General features: G+C 50.8%; 17 protein-coding genes. 5 read left to right on the forward strand and 12 right to left on the reverse strand.

Annotated features, from left to right (window positions below):
* Positions 1 to 17 precede the first annotated feature (17 nt).
* Positions 18 to 893, forward strand: coding sequence for a LysR family transcriptional regulator (locus ACQ76X_RS17420; protein WP_438495202.1), 876 nt, complete (start codon positions 18 to 20; stop codon positions 891 to 893).
* 432 nt (positions 894 to 1,325) lie between these two features.
* On the opposite strand, the gene ACQ76X_RS17425 is transcribed toward ACQ76X_RS17420, so the two are convergent.
* Complete coding sequence (locus ACQ76X_RS17425; protein ID WP_438495203.1) at positions 1,326 to 2,315, reverse strand: zinc-binding dehydrogenase; 990 nt, start codon at positions 2,313 to 2,315, stop codon at positions 1,326 to 1,328.
* Positions 2,316 to 2,443: 128 nt separating this feature from the next.
* On the opposite strand from ACQ76X_RS17425, the gene ACQ76X_RS17430 reads away from it, so the two are divergent.
* Positions 2,444 to 3,298, forward strand: a complete 855-nt coding sequence (locus ACQ76X_RS17430) for a LysR family transcriptional regulator (protein WP_438495285.1) — start codon at positions 2,444 to 2,446, stop codon at positions 3,296 to 3,298.
* Between the two features lie 385 nt (positions 3,299 to 3,683).
* Here the strand turns inward: ACQ76X_RS17430 and ACQ76X_RS17435 are convergent, their stop codons facing one another.
* On the reverse strand, positions 3,684 to 4,394 hold the full coding sequence (locus tag ACQ76X_RS17435; RefSeq protein WP_438495204.1) for a Crp/Fnr family transcriptional regulator: 711 nt from the start codon (positions 4,392 to 4,394) through the stop codon (positions 3,684 to 3,686).
* Between the two features lie 130 nt (positions 4,395 to 4,524).
* On the opposite strand from ACQ76X_RS17435, the gene ACQ76X_RS17440 reads away from it, so the two are divergent.
* The 3 genes from ACQ76X_RS17440 to ACQ76X_RS17450 are packed head-to-tail and all read left to right on the forward strand — an operon-like array spanning position 4,525 to position 5,999.
* Entirely contained in the window at positions 4,525 to 4,863 is a 339-nt protein-coding gene (locus ACQ76X_RS17440) for a cupin domain-containing protein (RefSeq protein WP_438495205.1), read from the forward strand.
* A gap of 18 nt (positions 4,864 to 4,881) precedes the next feature.
* A complete protein-coding gene (locus ACQ76X_RS17445) occupies positions 4,882 to 5,247 on the forward strand; it encodes a cupin domain-containing protein (RefSeq protein ID WP_340897104.1) in 366 nt (121 codons plus the stop codon).
* Positions 5,244 to 5,999: a class I SAM-dependent methyltransferase gene (locus ACQ76X_RS17450; RefSeq protein ID WP_438495206.1), complete on the forward strand. Its 756-nt coding sequence runs from the start codon at positions 5,244 to 5,246 to the stop codon at positions 5,997 to 5,999. The genes ACQ76X_RS17445 and ACQ76X_RS17450 overlap by 4 nt, the downstream gene beginning before the upstream one ends.
* An 85-nt stretch (positions 6,000 to 6,084) precedes the next feature.
* On the opposite strand, the gene ACQ76X_RS17455 is transcribed toward ACQ76X_RS17450, so the two are convergent.
* The 10 genes from ACQ76X_RS17455 to lpdA all read right to left on the reverse strand — a co-directional run bounded on the left by ACQ76X_RS17455 (position 6,085) and on the right by lpdA (position 21,494).
* Positions 6,085 to 7,752: an MGH1-like glycoside hydrolase domain-containing protein gene (locus ACQ76X_RS17455; protein ID WP_438495207.1), complete on the reverse strand. Its 1,668-nt coding sequence runs from the start codon at positions 7,750 to 7,752 to the stop codon at positions 6,085 to 6,087.
* A gap of 2 nt (positions 7,753 to 7,754) precedes the next feature.
* Entirely contained in the window at positions 7,755 to 9,242 is a 1,488-nt protein-coding gene (locus ACQ76X_RS17460) for a glycoside hydrolase family 43 protein (protein WP_438495208.1), read from the reverse strand.
* A 27-nt stretch (positions 9,243 to 9,269) separates the two neighbouring features.
* Positions 9,270 to 10,151, reverse strand: a complete 882-nt coding sequence (locus ACQ76X_RS17465) for a carbohydrate ABC transporter permease (protein WP_438495209.1) — start codon at positions 10,149 to 10,151, stop codon at positions 9,270 to 9,272.
* A 12-nt stretch (positions 10,152 to 10,163) separates the two neighbouring features.
* Positions 10,164 to 11,063, reverse strand: a complete 900-nt coding sequence (locus ACQ76X_RS17470) for an ABC transporter permease (RefSeq protein WP_438495210.1) — start codon at positions 11,061 to 11,063, stop codon at positions 10,164 to 10,166.
* Positions 11,064 to 11,149: 86 nt separating this feature from the next.
* Positions 11,150 to 12,811, reverse strand: a complete 1,662-nt coding sequence (locus tag ACQ76X_RS17475; RefSeq protein WP_438495211.1) for an extracellular solute-binding protein — start codon at positions 12,809 to 12,811, stop codon at positions 11,150 to 11,152.
* 107 nt (positions 12,812 to 12,918) lie between these two features.
* Entirely contained in the window at positions 12,919 to 14,583 is a 1,665-nt protein-coding gene (locus ACQ76X_RS17480; protein WP_438495212.1) for a response regulator transcription factor, read from the reverse strand.
* Between the two features lies 1 nt (position 14,584).
* The gene (locus tag ACQ76X_RS17485) at positions 14,585 to 16,318 is read right to left on the reverse strand and encodes a sensor histidine kinase (protein ID WP_438495213.1); all 1,734 of its coding nucleotides are present in this window, start codon (positions 16,316 to 16,318) and stop codon (positions 14,585 to 14,587) included.
* 339 nt (positions 16,319 to 16,657) lie between these two features.
* The gene (locus ACQ76X_RS17490) at positions 16,658 to 18,613 is read right to left on the reverse strand and encodes a sigma-54-dependent Fis family transcriptional regulator (protein ID WP_438495214.1); all 1,956 of its coding nucleotides are present in this window, start codon (positions 18,611 to 18,613) and stop codon (positions 16,658 to 16,660) included.
* 31 nt (positions 18,614 to 18,644) lie between these two features.
* A complete protein-coding gene (gene rpoN / locus ACQ76X_RS17495) occupies positions 18,645 to 19,919 on the reverse strand; it encodes an RNA polymerase factor sigma-54 (RefSeq protein ID WP_438495215.1) in 1,275 nt (424 codons plus the stop codon).
* Between the two features lie 186 nt (positions 19,920 to 20,105).
* Positions 20,106 to 21,494, reverse strand: coding sequence for a dihydrolipoyl dehydrogenase (lpdA, locus tag ACQ76X_RS17500; RefSeq protein WP_438495216.1), 1,389 nt, complete (start codon positions 21,492 to 21,494; stop codon positions 20,106 to 20,108).
* Positions 21,495 to 21,539 lie beyond the last annotated feature (45 nt).

The following is a 21,539-nucleotide window of genomic DNA, read 5'->3' on the forward strand; positions in this document are numbered from 1 at the left end:
GATTAGAGGTAATTCATATGGAGATTCGTCAGATGGAAAACTTCATTGCTGTGTGTGAGGAGCTTCATTTTACACGAGCAGCTGAGAAACTTGGCATATCTCAACCTACATTGAGTCAACAAATACGTGCGTTGGAGGATGAACTCGGTGTTCCCTTATTTGACCGGGTCGGCAAAAAGATTGTGATGACCCAGGCAGGAAATCTGTTTCTGGAGCACTGTGTACAGATGATTCGGCATTTACAAAATACCCAGGATGCGTTAGCTGAATTCCGCAATGATCAACGAGGTCGGTTGGTAATTGGTGTTCTCCCTTCCGATCTGGACTATCGGATCACCCCGTTGCTCGTGAATTTTCATACACGATTCCCCAAGGTGCAACTGAAGGTTATCTCTTCGATCTACGTCGTGAATCAAGTGCTGGATAATGAAGTAGACATCGGCATCGAGATCACGTCTGCTCCTGATGATCGGCTTGTACGCATCTCTTTGTGCAGTGAAGAATATGTACTCGTCGTTTCCGAGAATCATGATTGGGCTGAACGAAGCACGATTGGAATCCAGGAACTGCGTGATATCCAAACTGTGATGTTCCCCGAAGGATTTACAGGCAGAGAATTGGTTGATGACTATTGCCGTAAATATGGATTCAGCTTAAATACGATCATGGAGACAAGTTCGGCAACTTCCATTATTAGCTTGGTTAAAGCCAACGTCGGAGGAACATTGCTTCCTTATCCTCTGATCCAAGCGATGAATGAACCAACACTCCGCTGCATCCGAATTACAGACGATCCACCATATCGTCACTTTGAGATCATTCATCGTTCCGACCGTTTCCTGACTAAATCGGCCAAGGCATTTATTGAGAAAACTATCGAGTATTTCAATTAAGGGTGAGTTCCGAAAGAGAGGAGTAGAGCTGGAGATAAGAGGAGTGAGTCTGTTCATACATCCAATGGAGGCTATGAAAGAGCTCTACCATCTGGAACGGCGCAACGTACATAACCACCGGCAAAGCAGCTGATCACGTTGATCGGCTGCCTTCTTGTTTAAGCTATCGTTTTCCGTTAACGTAATGACTTGAAAAAGCCCATATGAGTAACTTTCCTGCATTCACAAACCATCACTGGGCATAAGCTGCCCTCGTATAGTGTCTCAGATCGAACGATTGTCCTCCAAAGGTATTCACATCCCCGGGGGCAGCTTTGGTTAAGGACGAATTGATCTTCCGTCTACGGCCCTTGAGAAGTATGGTCAGCATAACGTGAGAGCTATTGCCGACAGCTCCTCTAGCCCTTGATACGCAATCCCGGATTACCGGAATCAATCTATTCTTATTCCAATATTACCGAACTGCTCCCCCTTCTGCATTCTGTGAAATGCCTGAACTGTATCTTGTAAAGGATATACTCGATCAATGATAGGACGAAGCAAGTGGCGTTCCATAAATTGAAGCATAGCAGTAAACTCTTCACTACTTCCCATAGAGGTACCAATGATACTAATTTGGGGAAAAAATATGGACCGCATCGGGATCTCCATTCGATCTCCCGAGCTTGCCCCAAACGTGACAATACGGCCATTGGGTTTAATAATGTCAAAGTAATGTGGGAACGTCGCAGGTCCGATGCTGTCGAGGATGAGATCGACGGTGTCTCCATTCATACTTTCCTTCCAATCGCTATGACTGTCAAATGCGTAGTCAGCCCCATTAATGAGTGCAGCTTGTCTTTTAGTTTCACTACGTGATGTGACACTAACACGCGCACCCACCGCTGAAGCCATCTTCATGGCATAAGTCGCAACACCACCACCAATGCCAGGAATAAGGACGTGTTCACCTTGCTGTAAGCGGCCTCTCGTGAACAGAGCCCGATAGGCCGTCAAGGCGGACAGGGGTAGCACACCCGCTTCTTCCCAAGACAGGTAAGCTGGCTTGCTGATGGCATTTTGCGCAGGAATGATGATAGACTCGGCGAATGTACCATCTGAAGGACCGCCTACAATGGCTGGAACGTACGGAACATTGTCGGCGGATTCCCATCCGATACATGGATTAATGATGACATCGGCACCTACTGGATGGCTGGATACACCTTCACCTACTGCTTCAATCCTGCCCGCGCCATCAGAACCAATAACCAAAGGGACATCCTGTTCTGTTCGATCTGCCATGATGAACAAGTCCCTATGGTTCAGCCCTGCAGCCTCTATCCTTACTTTCACTTCGCCAACCCCCGGCTTTTGGTCCCTAATATCTTTATATTTCAAGCCCTTCAGGCCACTTTGTCCAGCATGTACAATTGCTTTCATCTTGATTACTCCCTTAAGTCGTTATTAATGAATCTATATTGAATTGTACATAAAGGATGTAATCCAGTAAAATGATCAAAACTGAAGGCGACTATCATAAAGAATCATACCAGGCAGGTGACATGGAAATGGAAAGTGGAGATTTGAAAATATTTCAAGCTGTTGCTCGCGAGGGCACCATAACGAAGGCCGCGCAAGTCTTGAACTATGTGCAGTCCAATGTGACGAACCGGATTAAGTACCTTGAGGCTGAGTTGAAGCTCCCTCTTTTTCGTCGATCCAATCGGGGGATGACGTTAACGCCGGCAGGTGAGAACTTGCTGGAGTATACGGATAAAATACTGACTCTGATGGACGAGGCTGTGAAATCCACACAATACTCGGAGCATCCTGCTGGCCTTCTCCGCTTAGGTTCCATTGAAACGACAGCAGTTATTCATCTGACTCCTCTTCTGACCAAGTATCTCTTACGATATCCCGATGTCAAACTATCGCTCATCACTGGCGAAACGCATGGTCTCTTACAAAAGGTGCTTGATTACGAACTAGATGGAGCCTTTGTCTATGGACCCATTGACCAGCCTGATATAGAACATGTTGTGGCTTTCAACGAGGAGTTGGTGCTGATCTCGGAACCGGGTAAGAGTGACATGCGTGAATTGCTTACGAAGCCGATGTTGTTCTTCGACGTTGGATGTACACATCGCGCAAAAGCTGAGAAATTCCTAGGAGAAAGCGGGATGAGCTCTTATCAGATTATGGAGTTTGGAACGTTAGAAGTGATTCTAAATGGGGTAGCCGCTGGATTCGGCGTGTCTATGCTGCCACAATCGTCAATTACCAAGGCGGAAGAGGCGGGTCTAATATCTTCCCATCGCCTTCCTGAAGGGTACCGGGACTTGCACGTATGGTTTGTACATCGTCAGAATTCCATTTTCTCCAGTGCATTGTCAAGATTACTCCAAATGATTCAACAGCCATAGACATGCCTAGCCTACTGAATAAGAAGTGGTGGTAGACCAGCATCAGCAACTTCCATTACATCGTTTTCAAGATCTCTATTTCATCACGCTGGATGAGACTGCTGTCTCCGTGACAGGGAAGTCAATTCCACTCGTCTGGTGTAGGCCTGTTCATTGTTGCCCTAAACTTCGAACTGCTCGCTCCAGGGGTCCGACGGACTTAGCCAGTGCAGGGTTGTCTGGCTAACGTATTATTTACAAACTTTGTAAATAACTCCATAGGTAGAGTATTCGCGAAATCATTAAGCTATCCTGCCCGTTCAATGAAACATCGTCATTCTAACACTTTATTTTTCAGTGCAACTTTATTTTCCCGTCCCATTTCTCACGTTCGTCAGTCTAAACCCTACCGGTTAGACAGCTTTCTGGGCCTGGACAACACCTCTGTCCCGTAAGGATAGAGCAGCTCAAACTGATTCTTCGAGAACCGGATCAGCCCCTCCACCGCCATCCGCTGCAGCTCTCTGGATAGAGCACTCCGGTCCACGGTCAAATAATCCGCCAGATCATTGCGGGAGAATGGAATGACAAACTGCGGGGCATTATTCTTCCGGGCTTGCAGGGTTAAGTAATGCAGAATCCGGGCACGCAACGATTTGTGGGAGACCAGATCCAGCTTCTGATAGATCGTACGGTTGTTCTCCAGCAGCAGTGCCAGCATATTCTCAATGATGCGTGCCCGCAGAGAGCAGGTGTGGCCGCCGGGCCGCACGATTTTATGGATCTGGATGAACAGGATTCTGCATTCCGTGCCTGCCACCGCCTCATAGCCGCTCTCTTCTCTGGCTGCACGAAGCGCCGTCTCGCCTACGATCTCCCCGCTGCCCAGCTCCGAGAAAATAAACCGCACACCCTCCATGCTCTCCTTGCACAGCACAACCTGTCCTTGCAGAATAATTCCCGCCGAATCCAGAATATCTCCAGGCCTGAAAATAACCTCCTTGCGCATAAACTCCCGGACAGTGCCTCCAAGACAGCTCAATGCCTGCTGAATCTCAGGTTCCTCAAACCCCCTGAACAAGATGGTGCTGCCTATCGTAGCCAAATCTTCGCGCATTCCCTTCGCCTCCTGTTGCTATGGCAACAGAGTCAATTTCATTACTCTGTTATAATTCAATAAATGAGAATAATTCTCAATTATAATTATAGCAGATTGGGCCCATCAATCAACACCAAGGAGGGAGCGCATGAGCGGAATTTCAGCCGGCCAGGTGTTCTATTTACAGGAAATGATCCAAGTTAAGCCCGGCCTGATCGCAAGCAGGAAGCTGTCACTGCCCGACATTCCTGACACGGCCCGGACCGGGCAGGAATGGGTGTTGTATGCCCTGGACGAAGAGGAAACCATCAGCAGCGAAACTTCGCCCAGCACCAAGCTTATCTATGTCCTGGAGGGAACGCTGCGGATGGTGGTGGATGTTCAAGACTACAGCCTGACAGCCGGAGGAGCTGTCATAGTCCCCAGAAATACCTGGCATGCGTATGCCACAGGAAGCAAATGCAAATTCCTGCAGATTAGTCTATAACAAATGGAGGAATGTATCATGGAATCAGGCGGATATATCAAGAAACTGCCGCAGTCACAAGTTCTGGATTTAAGAGAAATCATCGGCATTGAGGAGCAGCAGGTCTGCAGCCTGACGCTGGTGCAGCGGCCTAATCTGGCAATGACGCTGTTGTCTCTCGATAAAGGGTCCTCGATTGGAGGGCACTCTTCACCCGGCGATGCGCTCGTTCATATCCTGTCCGGACAAGCCCAAATCACGATCGGCAGTGAGCAGTTCCTGCTACAGCACAATGAGAGCATCCTCATGCCGGCCAATATCCCCCATGCCCTGCAAGCTGTCGAAGCCTTCCAGATGCTGCTGATTGTAGTCAAGCCGGAGCAGAAGGTGAGGATTGGAGGATGAAGAAGGAAGTAGGCCATAATTTCCTTGCCAAGCTGGGCAAAAAGCGTCTGCGCCCCGGCGGTGTGATTGCCACCAACTGGCTGCTGGGTCAGGCGGAGCTGGGTAGTGAGAGCAAGGTACTGGAGGTTGCCTGCAACATGTGCACTACCTCAATCCAGCTCGCCCGGAGCTACAAATGCAAGATTACAGGCATTGATATGGACTCCCGGGCATTGGAAAAGGCAAGAGCAAATATCAGGGCAGCCAAGCTGGAAGACCACATAGAGGTTATGCAAGGTAATGCGATGAAGCTCCCTTTTGCGGATGAGAGCTTTGACGTAGTTATCAATGAAGCGATGCTCACGATGCTGAATGGGGCGGCCAAGATGAAGGCGGTGGCTGAATATTACCGGGTACTGAAGCCCGGAGGCATTCTGCTGACCCATGATATCAGCTATACGAAGGAAAATATGGCCGATGAGCTTGCAGAGCTGCGGCGGACCATCCATGTGAACGTCGAGCCGCTGCCTGCCGCCAATTGGCAGCAGCTGTTCTACTCGGCAGGCTTCTCGCAGGTAGGCACCGCTACAGGTCCGATGTCGCTGATGCAGATTCAGGGGCTGATCCGCGATGAAGGCGTGTTCGGCGCTATGCGCATTATCAGGAACGGCCTCAAGAAGGAGAACCGCGAGCAGTTTAAGAAGATGTTCCGGTTCTTCAATACCACCGGCAAGGAGCTCAGCTATATCGCCGTCTGCAGCCGAAAGCAATAGATCTTACAGACAGAACAGGGAACAGCAGCGGGCAATACGCCCTACTGCTGTTCCCTTCTGTTGTTCTCTTCGGATACAGCCTGCGTTATGAACGTCCCCGGATTCCGGGGTCATAACCAGGGGCGATCACACCGATGTCAGGCCCAGCTTCAAAGCCTTCCGCCGTATAAAACAGCTGTTGATTTCCTTTGACGGCAACGCTGTACGTGTTGCCTCCCCACTGAACCAGGCCTTGTGCAGGCTGAGCAATCATGCCCACCAGTGCCTTCAGATTTCCTCCGCGGTCCATCACGGCTCTTGTTCCATAAGGGAATGAGAGATGTTTATTGCCCTCCTTGTACAGCATGGCTCCTTCCCGGGTATTCACCAGCTCATACAACACCCCGTCAACGATGCGGGCATAAGCAGTCGCGCTCGCCAGCTCTTCCCCATGATCCATGGCATAAGGCACAAGTCCGGTAAACCATATCTCACCTTCCGGTGTCGGCAGGATGCCGCAGGTCCGCTCTACGAAATCCAGCACACAGAGAATCGCCGGGGAGTAGGTATCAGTATAGCCTTCGGTTCCGGTCCACGGGCTTATAGTCTGGGAGAAATTCTTCATCCTTGCCACTGCATTCAGAATAGGGGTGATGATCCAAGTCAGCTCCACATACCGGCCATGGGCTTCAAAGGCATGCGGAGTACGGATCAGGGTCAAGAAATTGGTTGTGCCCGCCCAGCTGTTATACGCCGATGAGGGGTCAAACCGCGGATCATCCATCGCGATGGAAGTTAAAGGATATTTGGCAAAAAACTTTGCGGTATTCAGCAAATACCGCTTCAGTGCCGAGTCGAACAAGGCACGTTCACCTACTTCACAAGCCAATACACGCAGCAATACATCGGATTGAACCCGCACAAAGTGGTCATTGCGGTCCAGATCATAAAAGAATTCATCGCTTTCGTCATAGCAATATTGAAACAGACTATCGAGGCTTTGGGCCGCTTTGCGCTCCCAGAAAGAGCCGTCTTCTCCCAGGATACTGGCCATAAGGGCCATATACTTACGCTGGCAGTACACATTGGCCGTGAGGTCTGGCGCAAGCAACGGCAGTACTGGCGATTCAGGGCTGAAGCGGCGCGGATCATCCATGTGTGGGGTATCCGGTATATGCCAGAACCGCGGGGACAAATCGTGCCCGGTGTCAAAAGTACAGAACGCCTCCACACAGCCTGAGCCGCGTGTATTCCTGTACTGTACCAGCCACTCGTCAAATCCGGCCATTGCCTGGTACATCTCCCGCAGGAATTCTTCATCTTGTCCGTTCAGGGAGTAATGATTCCATACGCTTCTCGCGAGCGGCGTCACCATCTGGATTTGCCTGTAGGCCGGACCGTTGTCCGTAATCTTGTAAGGGAGCAGGCCGTCCTCCCTCCGATTCTCGGCGAATAAGCGAAACGTAGCCTGCGCGACATTCGGCATATATCGGGACAACAGCTCTGCGTTGATCGTCCCTGTACTCTCCAGCCAGGTGCCCCGATAAGCTCCTCCTTCATGAAGCACGGGTGCGCCTTCGCCGACAGAAACAATGCAGTCCAGCAATTTCTTAACCGCGCTGTAATAGACCTTTTCCAGGCTTCCGGAAGCGGAGGCGAATTTCACACCGGAGTTCAGCCATTCCTTCAGCACCTGTTCATCGGAAGGTTTCTTAAGCTCACCGATCTCGGATGCCATGTCGAGGCTTCTTAGCCGGTCAAGCAATTCCTTCATCGCTATGCACCGCCTCTGTGAACGTCATATTGAAACCACTTGAAATCTGCGTTCCCGCCTGTTACTTCACTCGTATAGCTGAACAAGCCCAGACGCGCCCCCTTCCAGAACCCCGGGAGCATAAAGCAAGGACCACCGAATGGAATCCATTCCTTACCTAAGCTGAAGATAAACCGTGTCTCTCCATCCAGATCAATCAGGCTTCCCAGTCTCACCGTCTCTCCTGCCAGCTTTGGACCGTGAAACACGGTTCCGCCCGTGACTGCACGCAGATAGATTCCTTCCGGCTCCGAGACTGCCCCGATCCAGTTCTCCTCCCGGGCACAAAGAAAAGCAAACCCGGCGCGCTGGCCGGTCTTCATGCCGCCGATGAACAATTCGGTGCTTGCTGTCCCTCGTTGGCCGATGATTTTTTGGGTCAGCGTGTTCCTGGCATGCAGCAAATCCCGTGCCTTGAGTGCCTGCAACCGCAAGCCGTTCTTCGTGAGCGACCAGTTTCCATGGACAGGATTGTGATTCCATTGCCACTGCAAACCCAGCTCCGGCCCGAGAAAATCATCCGATGTCGCAGGCAGCGAGGGCAAATGGCTTCCGGCGACACCCGGTTTGGCATAGATGTCAACGGGTTCTCCGTTCATGCCAATAACCGGCCAATCGTCCTCCCAGCGCACTGGCTGGAGATGGCAGACTCTCCCCAAAGCACCGCTGCTATTGAAATGCAGAAACCAGGTTTCACCGTTTCTGAGTTCCACAATCGCTCCCTGATGCGGACCGTTAACCGCAGTAGCCCCCTGCTGCAGAACCACCTTTCGTTCGTACGGTCCATACAGGCTGCCGGAACGCAGGACGGTCTGCCATCCGGTCTCTACCCCGCCCTCGGGAATGATGAAATAATAATATCCGTTCCTTTTATAAATCTTTGTCCCTTCCGCAACTTTACCGACGTAAATAATGGTCCCTGGATCGAGCAGACGTTTCCCGTCCTTACTCATGCGGTGAAGGACGATGGGCCCTGCCCCTACGGTACTATGTCCAAGGTAGGCCTGCCCATTCTCATCCCAGAAGGGGCAGGGATCTTCCCAGCCGGATATCCGGGCTACTTCATGAAGCGGCTCCCAGGGTCCGGCAGGATGGGAAGCTGAACTCATGTAAAGACCTTCGTCCGGTGTGCAGAAGTAAACATAGAAACGTCCGTCATAATAACGGATTGCAGGCGCCCAGCTTCCTTTGGCGTACCCGCGCATTTCGTCATAGGCCGGGTCGATATCCAGCCGTTCGTACACTTTCCCGGTCAAACTCCAGTTCACCAGATCTTTTGAATGAAACACCTGCATGCCCATAAAATGAAAGTCCGAGCATACCATATAGAAATCGTCGCCCACGCGAATGACATCGGGATCGGAAACATCCGCATTCAGCACAGGATTGCGATAATAGCCATTGCCCAAATCCCCCCAGCGGGGCCATTCAGCCAGGTCGTGTATATTCACAAATTCCTCTCCTTGTCATCTAGCAGATTATCCTTTGACACTGCCCATCACTAGCCCCTTCATAAAATACTTCTGCAGAAATGGATACACGATGAGGATTGGAAATGCCGCCAGAAACACTTGCGCCGCCTTAAAGGTTCTATCCGAAATCGCGGACATATCCAGCAGATCATTTGTGGTGGCCGTGCTCGGGTCTACATTGATAATGATCGTCTGCAGATAACTTTGCAGCGGGTAATTCGCGGTGGAGTTCATATAGATTAGACCGTCAAACCATGAATTCCAGTGAAATACGACAATGAACAAGGTAATCGTCGCCACGGAGGGCTTGGATAAGGGAAGGTAAATGCTCCACAATGTCCGCCAATGGCCTGCACCGTCCATATTGGCCGCTTCTTCAATCTCTTTCGGCAGCTCGCGGAAGAAGTTCATCAGCAGAATAACGTTGAAGACCGAGACGGCAGAGGGCAGGACCAAAGCCCAGAGTGTATCCAGCAGCCCCACTGTTTTTATCGTCATATAAGTCGGGATCAGCCCGCCGTGGAACAGCATGGTAACAATGAAGAACCAGGCGTAGATATTGCGCGAGCGCAGCACCTGCTTCTCTTTGGACAGCGGATAAGCAATCAGAATGCTTACGGTCATGCTGATGGCATAACCCAGCCCCACCCTCTTGAGCGATACGAGAAATCCGTCGAGAAATTCATGTTTGGTCAAGGCAAACTTATAGGAAGCGATCGTGAAATCTACGGGCCACAGCTTCACATAACCTGCCGCCGCTGCACTGCTGGAGCTGAAGGAAATCGCCAGCACGTTGATCAGCGGCAGAATGCAGGCAATGGCGGTCACACTCAGTAATATATAATTCACAATCAGAAATACTCTTCTGCTGGCAGTTAACTTGTGCAATTCCTCTCCCCCTTAAAAGATTCGATATCCGGCATACCGGTTGGCCAGCTTGTTGGAGATGACAATCAGGACCAGAGAGATCACCGATTTGAACAGTCCGACGGACGTGGCAACCCCGTACTGCGCCTCCACCAAACCAAGCCTGTACACAAAGGTATCAATAATATCACCAGTGCTGTATACCATGGGGCTGTAGAGATTAAAGACCTGTTCAAAACCTGCGTTGAGCACATTCCCGAGACTCAGTACCGTCATCAGTGTAATTATGGGAAGCATGCCCGGCAGGGTGACATTCAGCATTTGCTTCCAGCGGCTCGCGCCATCCACGGTGGCAGCTTCATACAGACTCTGGTCAATCCCCGTCAGGGCCGCTAGATAAACGATAGTGCCGTAGCCGAATCCTTTCCAGGTGTCGGTTAGAACCAGTGTAAAGGGGAACCATTGGTCATTGCCCAGGAAGAAGATCGGCTTCACCCCGAACATTCCCAGAAACTGGTTGACGATTCCGCTGGAGGGAGACAGAATATCAATGAGTATTCCACCCAGAATGACCCACGACAAAAAATAAGGGAAGTAAATAGTGGTTTGAATCGTGCGTTTGAACAGCGCTCCGGAAACCTCATTGAGCAGCAGGGCGAAGATGATCGGAATCACCAGACCGGCAATGATTTTTAGAACGGCTATAAAAATCGTATTCCACAGCACACTTGTGAAATTCGGCATATCAAGCATATAGCGGAAATTATCAAGCCCGATCCATTTCGAATGGAAGATTCCCTTGGATGGCACAAATTTCTGAAAAGCGATTACAATTCCCATGATGGGAATATAACTGAACACAAGAGTCAGAATCACTCCGGGCAGCAGCATCAGATGCAGCGGCAACGACTTCAGCTTGTTTCGGGTACCCATCTCCTCAAACCCTCCATTTCTACCGCATCCCTGCCTTCCGGGGGAAAGGCGGCCTTTCCCCCGGAAGACATGAACTGCCAGCGGCTTTATTTATTTTTCTCCGCCCATTCATTGATCTCTTTCGTAATCTGCTCTCCACCGAGCTTGGTCCAATCCTCCACAAATTTGTCGAAGGTATCAATGGACTGTCCCATCACGATCTTGGTGAAGACCTCCTCCTCCATCTTCTGGAGTGTGGCATTCTTTTCGACCATGGTAGCGGTTGGAGAGCCGTAGAAGGCGTCGAAGATATAATTTTCATCGTTTACATATTTGTCTATGACATCAAAGCTGCTTGGCGAACCGAAGACGCGCTCTGTTCCCCAATTGGATCTGTCTCCGCTGCGGTAGGACATAATCCGCTCATAATACCCTTTCTCTTCCGCTGACAAACTGGAGGGATCACCTGCTTCAATTGCTTTTATTGCGTTGTTATGTGCATTCAAATTCTTCTTGGCAGGGTCGGCGGCAATCAAATTGTACAGATACACCGGAACATTGTTCGCGCTGATGCCGAATTCCGAATTGGATTCCGCATTCTCGTCATAGCCCTGCATGCCGAAGTTCAGCAGCTTGAAGATCGCTTCCGGATGTTTGCTGTCCTTGCTGACCCCATAGTAAGTGGTAATCGGCATGATACCAATCGGCGTTGCCGGCTCATTGTCGGATGAGAGTATAGGGAGCGCTTTCCATTCGGCGTTCGGATCATTGTCCACATTTTTCTGAATGACTGACAGCGGCGCAGACATGGAGCCATAGAATAACCCTACCTTACCGGCGGCCACCGATTCGGTTACCTTTGCACGGTCCTTGACACCGAATTCCTGATCAAGCATTCCCGCCGCGTATAAATCCTGAAGCTGCTTCAACGCCGTTTTGACTCCCGGCTGAACACTGCCGTATACCAGCTGGCCGGACGAGTCCTTCACCCATTTGCCCGGGTAGACATGATACCCTGAGAAAAATCCCGAAGTTCCAAAATGCGAGTCGGTTAAAAAAGTCTTGGTGAGCGCAAGCCCGAAGGTGTCCGCTTTTCCGTTGCCGTCCGGATCCTTCTGGGTGAAGGCTTCGGCGACCGCCATCGCGTCCTGCATTGTCTTCGGCTCGGAAAGCCCAAGCTTATCCAGCCAATCAGTACGCACATACAGGATCGGCAGACCGTCTACGGCAGAAGAAGTCCGCGGCAGCGCCATCAGTCTTCCGCCAATCTTGGCCGTATTGAAGCTGGCTTCATCCTGAAGCATGATCTTCTTGGATAAGGGTGAAGCGTATTTCTCGAACAGATCGGTCAAATCATACAGCATATCGTTCTCTGCTAAATCAGTAAGCTGCTTATTCTTCAGCCACATGATATCCGGCAAATCCCCGGAGGCTATCGAGACGTTCATTTTCTGGTCAAACTGTTCGATCGGCACTGTCCAGTCGTATTTGAGATTGATACCCAGATCGCTGGCATAAGTACGTGTATAGATATTGTCTTCTATGGTATCGCCATTCTCGTATTTGTAAGTCGATTCCGTATATCTCCAGGCGGTGACGTCAACAGGCGAATCATATTTGGCGTTGATATCAATGGTGGTGCTCTCAGCGTTCGCACTGTTCTTATCGGTTTCACCCGTGTTGCCGCCTCCGTTGCTGCACGCGGCAAGCATAAGCATTCCCGCCGCACTGAGAAGCGTCAGGCTTTTAATTTTTTGATTTGTCTTCATTTGAACCTCCCTGATGAATGTACTGTTGATGGGCCCCCGGTACTTTCAATGATAGATGTGTTACCGCTTTCATTCAATATTCATCTGTTTACTTTTGAATCCGCTGTTTACCTACTCAGCACAAGCGAACGGTATTCCTGCGGTGTCATGTTCATGCTCTTGCGGAAGGAGCGGGTGAAGTTGGTAGCTGTTCCATAGCCCACAAGCTCGGCTACCTCCTGAATTTTGATGTCAGGATTGCCCAGCAGCTGCTTGGCTTTATTCATACGCGCACTGCTGATGTATTCGGAAAGATTGATCTCGGTAACCTGCTTGAACAGCCGGGAAAGATAAGAAGGATTAAAGAATACGAGCTCCGCCAGCCGGACCAGTGAAATTTCATCGGGATCATGCAGGTGGTCCAGAATATGCTTTTGAATAATCTGGATCACCGCTGTTGCTCTTCTTTCTTCCTCCTGGCTCTGAAGACTGAACAGCAGCTCGCCAACCTGAATCAGGTATCCGAAGGCTTCCTGCCAGGACTCGTGTTCACCGGGCTGCATGAGCTTATGCATGCCCACCTTTGCCGCCACAGTGCCCACCAGATCCCAACGGTTCATGTACGTCAGAAAAACCAGGCCGATGGCATAATACACCTCCATCGCCGGGGTGTAATGCATGCTGTCGACAGCGGCGAAGGTGAATGAGCACTCCTGCAGGGTCCTCTCAAACTCCTCGCGTTGCCCGTGCTCCAGCTGATCGCGAAGCTGCTCCAGCCGGGAATGGCGGAATGACGGCTTCTTGGCGCCCAATTTCTCCGCCTGCCGCATCTCCTGCCGGATCAGCTGTTTGTCGAGCAGCAGCATCCCGCTGCCCTGTCCAATCCGGTAGTTCATCAGCATCTGCAGGATAGAAAACCGGTCTGCGGCTTGCTCCCAGCTCACCGGACTGTCATCCAGCACGAACGATAGCACCTCGCCCACGGACTCACGGCAAGCCAGCTGAATCAATTCCAGATTCCCCTTGATATAGGTCAGAACCTGGTCCCATCCGTCTGCCGCAGCATGACCCGGCAAGGGTTGTATTAACCAGATGAGGTCGGATTTCTCATTCACCGTCTCCACATATACGGCATGCGCGGAAATATATTGTCCGGCAATCCGCTTGATCCGGTAGAGCTGGCTGGTTCTATAAGAATACATGGATTTGTTCTGGAAGCTGTTGACCCTGCCGAGCAGAATTAGCACGGACTCATCCGCTCGCAGCGGCAACCCCAGTTCGTCCAGCTGCTGCTGATTGATTTCCCGGATATTCAGCTGCTCGTTCAATATCCCTTTCACATAATCGTTCTGCATCATTTCACGGGTTGTGTACAGCTGTTCCTGAGCCTGCTTCAGAAGCGACTCATTTTTCAGTTCCAGCTCAATCTCCTTGACGGACTGCCCGACCACTTCAATGACCTTTTCATAGCCCTCCGTTTTCAGCAGATAGCTTACACCGTCATACTGAATGGCGGAATAAATATAAGAGAACTCATTATGGCCGGTCAGGAAAATAACTTTGCAGGTCGGCCATTTCTCCCTGATCTTGTCCAGAAGCTGCAAGCCGCTGATGCCCGGCATCCGGATATCGCTAAGGACAATATCAAACCGTGTCCGGTCAAACAGACGGACCGCCTCTTCCCCCGAATAGGCTTTATACACATCAAGCTCCAGATTCGGCAGGTTTCTCAGAACCTCATATAATCCGTCGGCAATAATCTTCTCATCGTCCACAACCAAAAGTCTGAACATGTTATGCCCCCCTCTCCGCAAGCATAATGCGGACCGTTATCTTCAGGCCGCCAAGCCCGCTCTGCTCCAGCAGCAATCCGCTGCCTTCACCAAATTTCAGCCGGATGCGCAGATGAATATTAAGCATTCCGGTAGTTTCTACATCATTGCCAGCCAAGGACTGTCTTAGGTGAATAAGCTGTTCCTCACTCAACTCGCTGCCGTTGTCTTCCACTATCATTTGCAGCTCATCCGCCAGATGCTGAAACCGGACCCGCAGGATCCCGTTCATTGATCTTTGCTCCAAGCCATGTTTGAACGCGTTTTCAATAAGGGGCTGCAGGATTAGCCTTGGCACCATAAGCTCGCTGATGGTTGCCGGCAGCTCACCGAATTCAATTTGATTGCGGTTGGAGAAGCGGGTGGACTGGATTTCCGCGTAGACCTTCGCATGCTTCACTTCATCGGCAAGGGTCACTTCCTCCGCATGGCTCCGCGTGATGAACTGAAAATAGACGCCGAGCTGGTTGGTGAATTGCTCCAGATTCTCGTTGTCTCCAAGCCGGGCCATAGTGTTGAGAATAAAAAAGCTGTTATACAAAAAATGGGGATTAATCTGGGACTGCAGCTGTTTAAGCTCCGCCCGGTGTGTCAGAATCTGCTGTTTATAGACCTGGTCAACCAGAGACTCCAGATTCTCCAGCATGCTGTTGAAGCGGGCATAAATGTACCGGAACTCATCGTCAACATCATGATCGATCCGCACAGAGAGATCCTCATGCTCCACCCTGCGGAAGGCTTTGACCAGATGAAGCAGCGGCTTGTGGATGTACTTATAAGCGTAGAGAGAGTACATTACAATAATCATCACGGATAACGCCGCGAGCAGCAGGAACCAGTTCTTGAACTTGTCCAGCGGCGCAAAGACCGCGTTTACCGGAACATATTTGCTCAGCACTGCGTCAAAAAACGGGGAATAGGCATATACCGCCAAATAGCGGGCATTCGCGAAGTTCATCGTTCTGACCAGATTCTGTTCTGAATGTTTGGACAAGATATCCGCAATCATGGGATCGGGTCTGACTCCGCCGCTTGTGGAGATCGTATATTCCGGATTGATCAGCATGAGCAGCTCGTCGGATGAGTTCACCAGCTTCTTAAGATTCTCATTCAGCTTGCTTTTGGAAAATTCAACAGACAGGATAAACTGAGGTTTTCTGCTGCCCCCCGGTGAGGTTGTGGGATAGGCTGCACTTATGAAGAGCCTGCCGTTCATATCCCGGAGCTGCGATCCCGTTGAATCCATGGCAAGCTTCAGCCCGTCCATTTCCTCCTGATTAAAGGCAGATACGGTCAAAGCCGAGATCTTTTTCTGAACCGACGGGATGTAAGCGTACACATCAATGATGTAAGTGCTGCTGTTCCGTATCGCATTGAGCCGCTGCTGCAATCTCAGGATGCTTTCCATCCGTTCAATGTTGTTCATCGATTCGGGAATGGAGCCGAGGGCATTCAGATTGTTATCGGTCAGACAATCATACTGCAGCAGCTGGATTCTGCGGAATTCCTGTTCCAGATTGCCAAAATATTGCGATACCTGCGAACTCATGGACCTCGAAATCTCCGACTTTAACGTATGAACGCCCCAGTTATAAATAATCATGCTGAGGATAAAAAGCGGCAGCAGAATGCAAATAAATGATAATATCAGCCTTCGAAACACATTTTTCTTCCATGGAAATTTCCTTATGTTCATTTCGCCCTCCATTCTGGTGCTGTTTTTCTTCACTTTGTTTTTTAACACATCGAAGCTTCAGAAGGCAATGTAAAATAAAAAAAGCTTACTAGAACGTTAGGTGTTTCCTATAAGTCTATCAAGCCTTTTCTAGATACCTTTCACGAAAAAAAGCAAAGGGAGCAGCGCCTTCTTTGGCGCTCCCTTTGCTTCAACCTGCTGTATAAATACAAATTGATTTACTATAAATCCGGGCTTGGAAGAACCAGTTCATCCAATGAAGTCCGGCTGAACAAATACGCTTAGACTAATTGATTCTTATCATAGTAGAGCGTATCAAAAATATCCTTTAAATTTATCCTATTTGCTTATCCCATACTCCGTAATCTTCCGGTACATGGTCGATTTCCCTATGCCCAGCATTTTGGCTGCGGTCACAACATTGCCGCTGCAGGTTTGAAGCGCACTGCAAATGCTCTCGATCTCTATCTGCTCCATTTTTTTGCCGGACGCCTCCCTTACAGGCTGCTGTGACACTGCCACACTACCGCTGTTGCTGTGCTGCACAGGTGTAATCCTTACGGGGGGCAAATCCAGATGGGTAATGCAAGCGGAGCTGCACACATAATAAGCCCGCTGCACGGCATTCTGAAGCTCACGTGCATTTCCCTGCCACTCATAGCTCTGCAAGACTTCCAGAAAGGAGGGGCTGAACTGCTTGGCCGGGCCGGGATGATCACGATTGCACTTTGTCAGGAAGAGTCTCGCCAGGGGTGCAATATCCTCCCTGCGTTCCCTTAGCGGTGACAGCTTGATATTGATCACGTTTAAGCGGTAATAGAGGTCGCTGCGATAGGATTTCAGGCTTACTTCCTCCACCAGATCGCGGTTGGTGGCCGCTATGACTCTTACATCCAGCGTCCGCTCATGTTTGCCGCCGATTCTGCGGACCTTATGGTTATCCAGAACACGGAGCAGCTTCGCCTGAATTTCCAGCGGCAGTTCCCCGATTTCATCCAGAAAAATAGTTCCCCCGTGCGCCAGCTCGAACTTCCCCGGATTGCCTTCCCGCAGCGCTCCCGTGAAGGAGCCCTTCTCGTAGCCGAACAATTCGCTTTCCACCAGATCTTTGGGCAGCGCCGCGCAGTTAATCGCAATAAAGGGGCCTCCGGCCCGCAGGCTGGCATTATGAATGGATTGGGCAAACAGCTCCTTTCCTGTTCCGCTCTCCCCTTCGATCAGCACAGTACAATTTGTCTTCGCAATTCTCTGGGCAAAAGCAATTTGTCCCTGCATATAGGAATTGTCCGTGATGATTTCCTCGAACCGGTAATTCGCCTTGAAGCCGGCCAATTGGTTGACATCTTTGCGCACCTGCCCGGCTTCCCTGATCGTGAGCGAAGCGCCAAGAATCTTGTCATCGAAGGTGAAGGGATAAATGTTCACCATGCAATCGATCTTGTTGCTGCCGACGGTGAGTGTACAGTCCGCGTAGCTTAAATGCCTCTCACCGGCAAATACACTGTCCAAATCGACCTCTTCCAGCAGTTCTTTGATGCATAAAGCTTCCATCTGTTCCAGGCTGAGCATAAAGATTGAGGCCAGTCTTTCATTAAAATGCCGTACGTGGTATTCGGTATCAATGACAAGCAGCCCGTCCTGCATCGACTGAAATACGGCATGCATCATCTGGCTCGTCTCCAGCATATGCAGCTGCTTCTCGATACTGCTGACCGCCGACACGACAACGCCGAACGTATGGGCATGCACATCTTCGGCCTTGCCCGACAGATCCAGACAGCCAATCACGTTGCCCCGGCTGTCATGAATCGGTGCGGCCGAGCAGGTCCAAGCATGGTGCGTTGTGCAATAATGCTCGCCGCCCAGCACCTGAACTTCATCATTGATAGCCAGTGCAGTGCCGACCGCATTGGTGCCCACACTGAGCTCATCCCACTTAGCCCCTTCCACGAAATTCACCTTGACACATTCCGGTTCAAGCTCCTTATTGAGCATCGTGTGCAGAAGCACCCCGTCCTGATCGGTCAAGACAATTGCGTATACAGTATCCTTAATGATCTGAAAGATACTGTTCATGACCGGCCCTGCAACGGAAAGAAGCTGCTTCTTCTCCAGTAAGCGGGAAGCCAGTTCCTCTTCTGACACCTGCATTCCCTTGCCGCGCATCGGATCGACTCCGGATTGGCGGCATCTTCTCCATGAAGCGGCTATTTCCGGCTTGGTCCCGGCGGCAATCTCCCCGCTGGATATGAAATGTTCCCAGTTCCCAAGCGATTGTGCATAGCTGATTCGCATGTCTACTGCTCCTTTCCGTTGCGTGCAGCATTTAAATCGGATATTCACGTCTGCCCGGGGCGGAGGCAATCCGCATGGATTCCCTATACTTGGCGACCGTCCGGCGGGAGAGGACCGCTCCTTGCTCAAGCAGAAGCTCGGCGATTCTGCGGTCGCTATAGGCTGCCCGCTTATCTTCTCCCTCTATAATGTCACGGATGATTCTCTTCAAGGCATCCGGTGTCCAATCGGTATCTTCTCCCGTAATTCCGGAAGGAAAAAAATACTTTAACTCAAAGGTTCCCCATGTACACTGCACATATTTGCCCCGGATCGCCCGGCTCACCGTAGACTCATGAAGATCCAGTTCTTCAGCTATTCTACTAAGGGTTAATGGCATCAGATAATCCTGCCCTCTTTCGAAAAAAGGCCGCTGCAGCTTCAGAATGGCGCCAACCACGCTGCATAAAGTCACCTTGCGTTCTTCGATGCATTTCATGATCCAGCTAGCCTGTTCGTTCTTCTCCCGCAGATAGTTGCGTGTTTCTTCGTCTCCGCTCAGGCTGAACAAACGTTGATAGCTTTCGGCAAACGTAATCTGCGGGCAGGACAAAGGATGCGTGGCGGCTTCGTACAAGCCGTTCTTCAACACAACGGATACATCCGGCACAATGTACACCGTTGCTTCCCCATGATCAAAGGTATTGCCGGGGCGGGGATTCAAGGATCTAATCACATTGCATAATTCCTTAATACTCTTTAGTGAAGTCTTCAATTCTTTGGCGACACGGACCAACTGATTACTGCCCAACTGCTCAAGATGGCGTTCAATCAGCTTCCGCAATAAAGGCGTCATTCTGCCGGTGTGTTCCAGTTGCAGCACCAGACATTCCTGCAAATTCCTGGCGCCGACTCCGTAAGGCTCCAAGGACTGAACGAATCTCAGTCCGGCTTCGATATCCTGACAGCCGACTCCCAGTCCGGCGGCCGTCTCCTCTACCTGTTCAACAAAATATCCCTTATCATCCAGGCAGCCGATCAGATAGGCCGCAAGGGACCGTTCCGTCTCGGGCAGTGAGAGCAGATTTAATTGCGACAACAGATGATCCTGCAGATTGTGCCGGGGATCGGCCACATATTGCAGCAAATGCTGGGTGCTCTTTCCGCTCCTGATCCTGCTGCCGCCTAATGAATATTGAACCTCAATCAGCGGATTTTCCTCTGACAACCGGTCCACATATTGCCCCAGCTCTTGCGAGTCCATTTGCAGCACCTCAAGGGATTGCCGCAGCCCCGGCGACAAACCCATTCGTTGCTTAGTATCCAAAGCAAGCCTCATTTGCTCACCCCTCACTGTGTATACGCTTACATTATCTCTCTCTATTATAAATCGCCATAACGTCCAATAAAGACAAATACGATGAACTTAGTATGACAATCCGCAGGGATATAAGGGATCGGCATACTCTGTTCATCGTATTTGACATCTCTCTGGTGAATTGAAGCCTATACGTTAAACGTGAAGATGAATGGCCCGGTTATGAACGGCGTGCGCAGCTTCGTGCAACGATTCCGCAACTGTCGGATGGGCATGAATGGTGGTAACGACCTCATCCAGCGTTGCTTCAAGGCGAATAGCCAGCGCCCCTTCCACAATGATGTCCGTTGCCCGCGGTCCCGCAATATGCAGCCCCAGAATTTCATCATTGCCGGCGTCAACAACATACTTCACCAGCCCGTTGCTCTCACCCATGATCATGGATTTGGCATTGGCCTGAAGCGGAAATACCCCGGTCTTCACCTGAAATCCCTGCTGTATGGCCTCTGCCTCCGTCATTCCCACGGATGCCAGTTCGGGCCGTGTGTAGACACAGGAAGGGACCGTTCTGAAATCTATCAGCGATGGCTCACCCACAATCGCTTCCGCAGCAATAACCCCTTCTGCGGAGGCTACATGTGCCAGCATGATTCCTCCGTTGCAATCCCCGATAGCGTAGATGCCCGGTATGCTGGTCTCCATGTTCCGGTTGACCTGGATTGCACCGCGTTTAATCTCCACCCCGATGTCCTCCAGTCCCAGGCCCGCAGTCACCGGCCGCCGGCCGATGGACAGCAGTACTTTGTCCGCCTCTATGACATGATGGCCGTTACCGGAGGAAGTGACTACTCGCAATCCTGCCGCCGTCTGCTCGATTCTCTCCACTTTCGTCTCTGTGTGCATCTCTATGCCGGTGCTTGCGAATTCCTTCCGCAGGCACTGCACAATATCACGGTCCATAACCGCGATCAGTTCGGACAGCATCTCGATAATCGTAACCTTGCAGCCCAGGCTGCTGTAGACACTGGCGAACTCACAGCCGATTACCCCGCCGCCAATAATGCAGAGGCGCTCCGGTACTGCAGGTAGCGATAGCGCTTCATCGCTTGTTATGACCCCTTCCAACTCTGCACCGGGAATAGGCACGATTGAGGGCTCTGAGCCGGTAGCGATAATCGCCCGGTCGAAGTCCAGCGTCCGGACACTGCCATCGGCTGCAGTAACTTCCAGTTGGCTGCTACTTGTAAATTTGCCTGAGCCGCTCAGCTTGGCAATCTTGTTTTTTTTGAGCAGTGTCTCAATGCCTCCAGTATTTATTCTGATGATCTTATCTTTGCGTTTCTGCAGCTGGCCCCAGTTCACTGAGACCTCGCCCGCTTCAATACCAAGCTCCTTGGCATCCCGCTTCAGGTGTGTATACAGCTCCGAGGTATGAAGCAGCACCTTGGTGGGTATACAGCCGACATTAAGGCAGGTCCCTCCCAGCGCCTTCTTCTCCACAAGTGTAACTTCTGCACCCAACTGCGCAGCCCTAATTGCGGCCACGTATCCGCCTGGGCCGCCTCCAAGCACAACGATCCTCATTGTTGTCCTCCTAAAAGTTTTGATAGCATAAGCTTTCTTATTTCA

Source organism: Paenibacillus sp. IHBB 3054, from assembly GCF_051594305.1.
In the GTDB taxonomy this organism is placed as follows: domain Bacteria; phylum Bacillota; class Bacilli; order Paenibacillales; family Paenibacillaceae; genus Paenibacillus_AQ.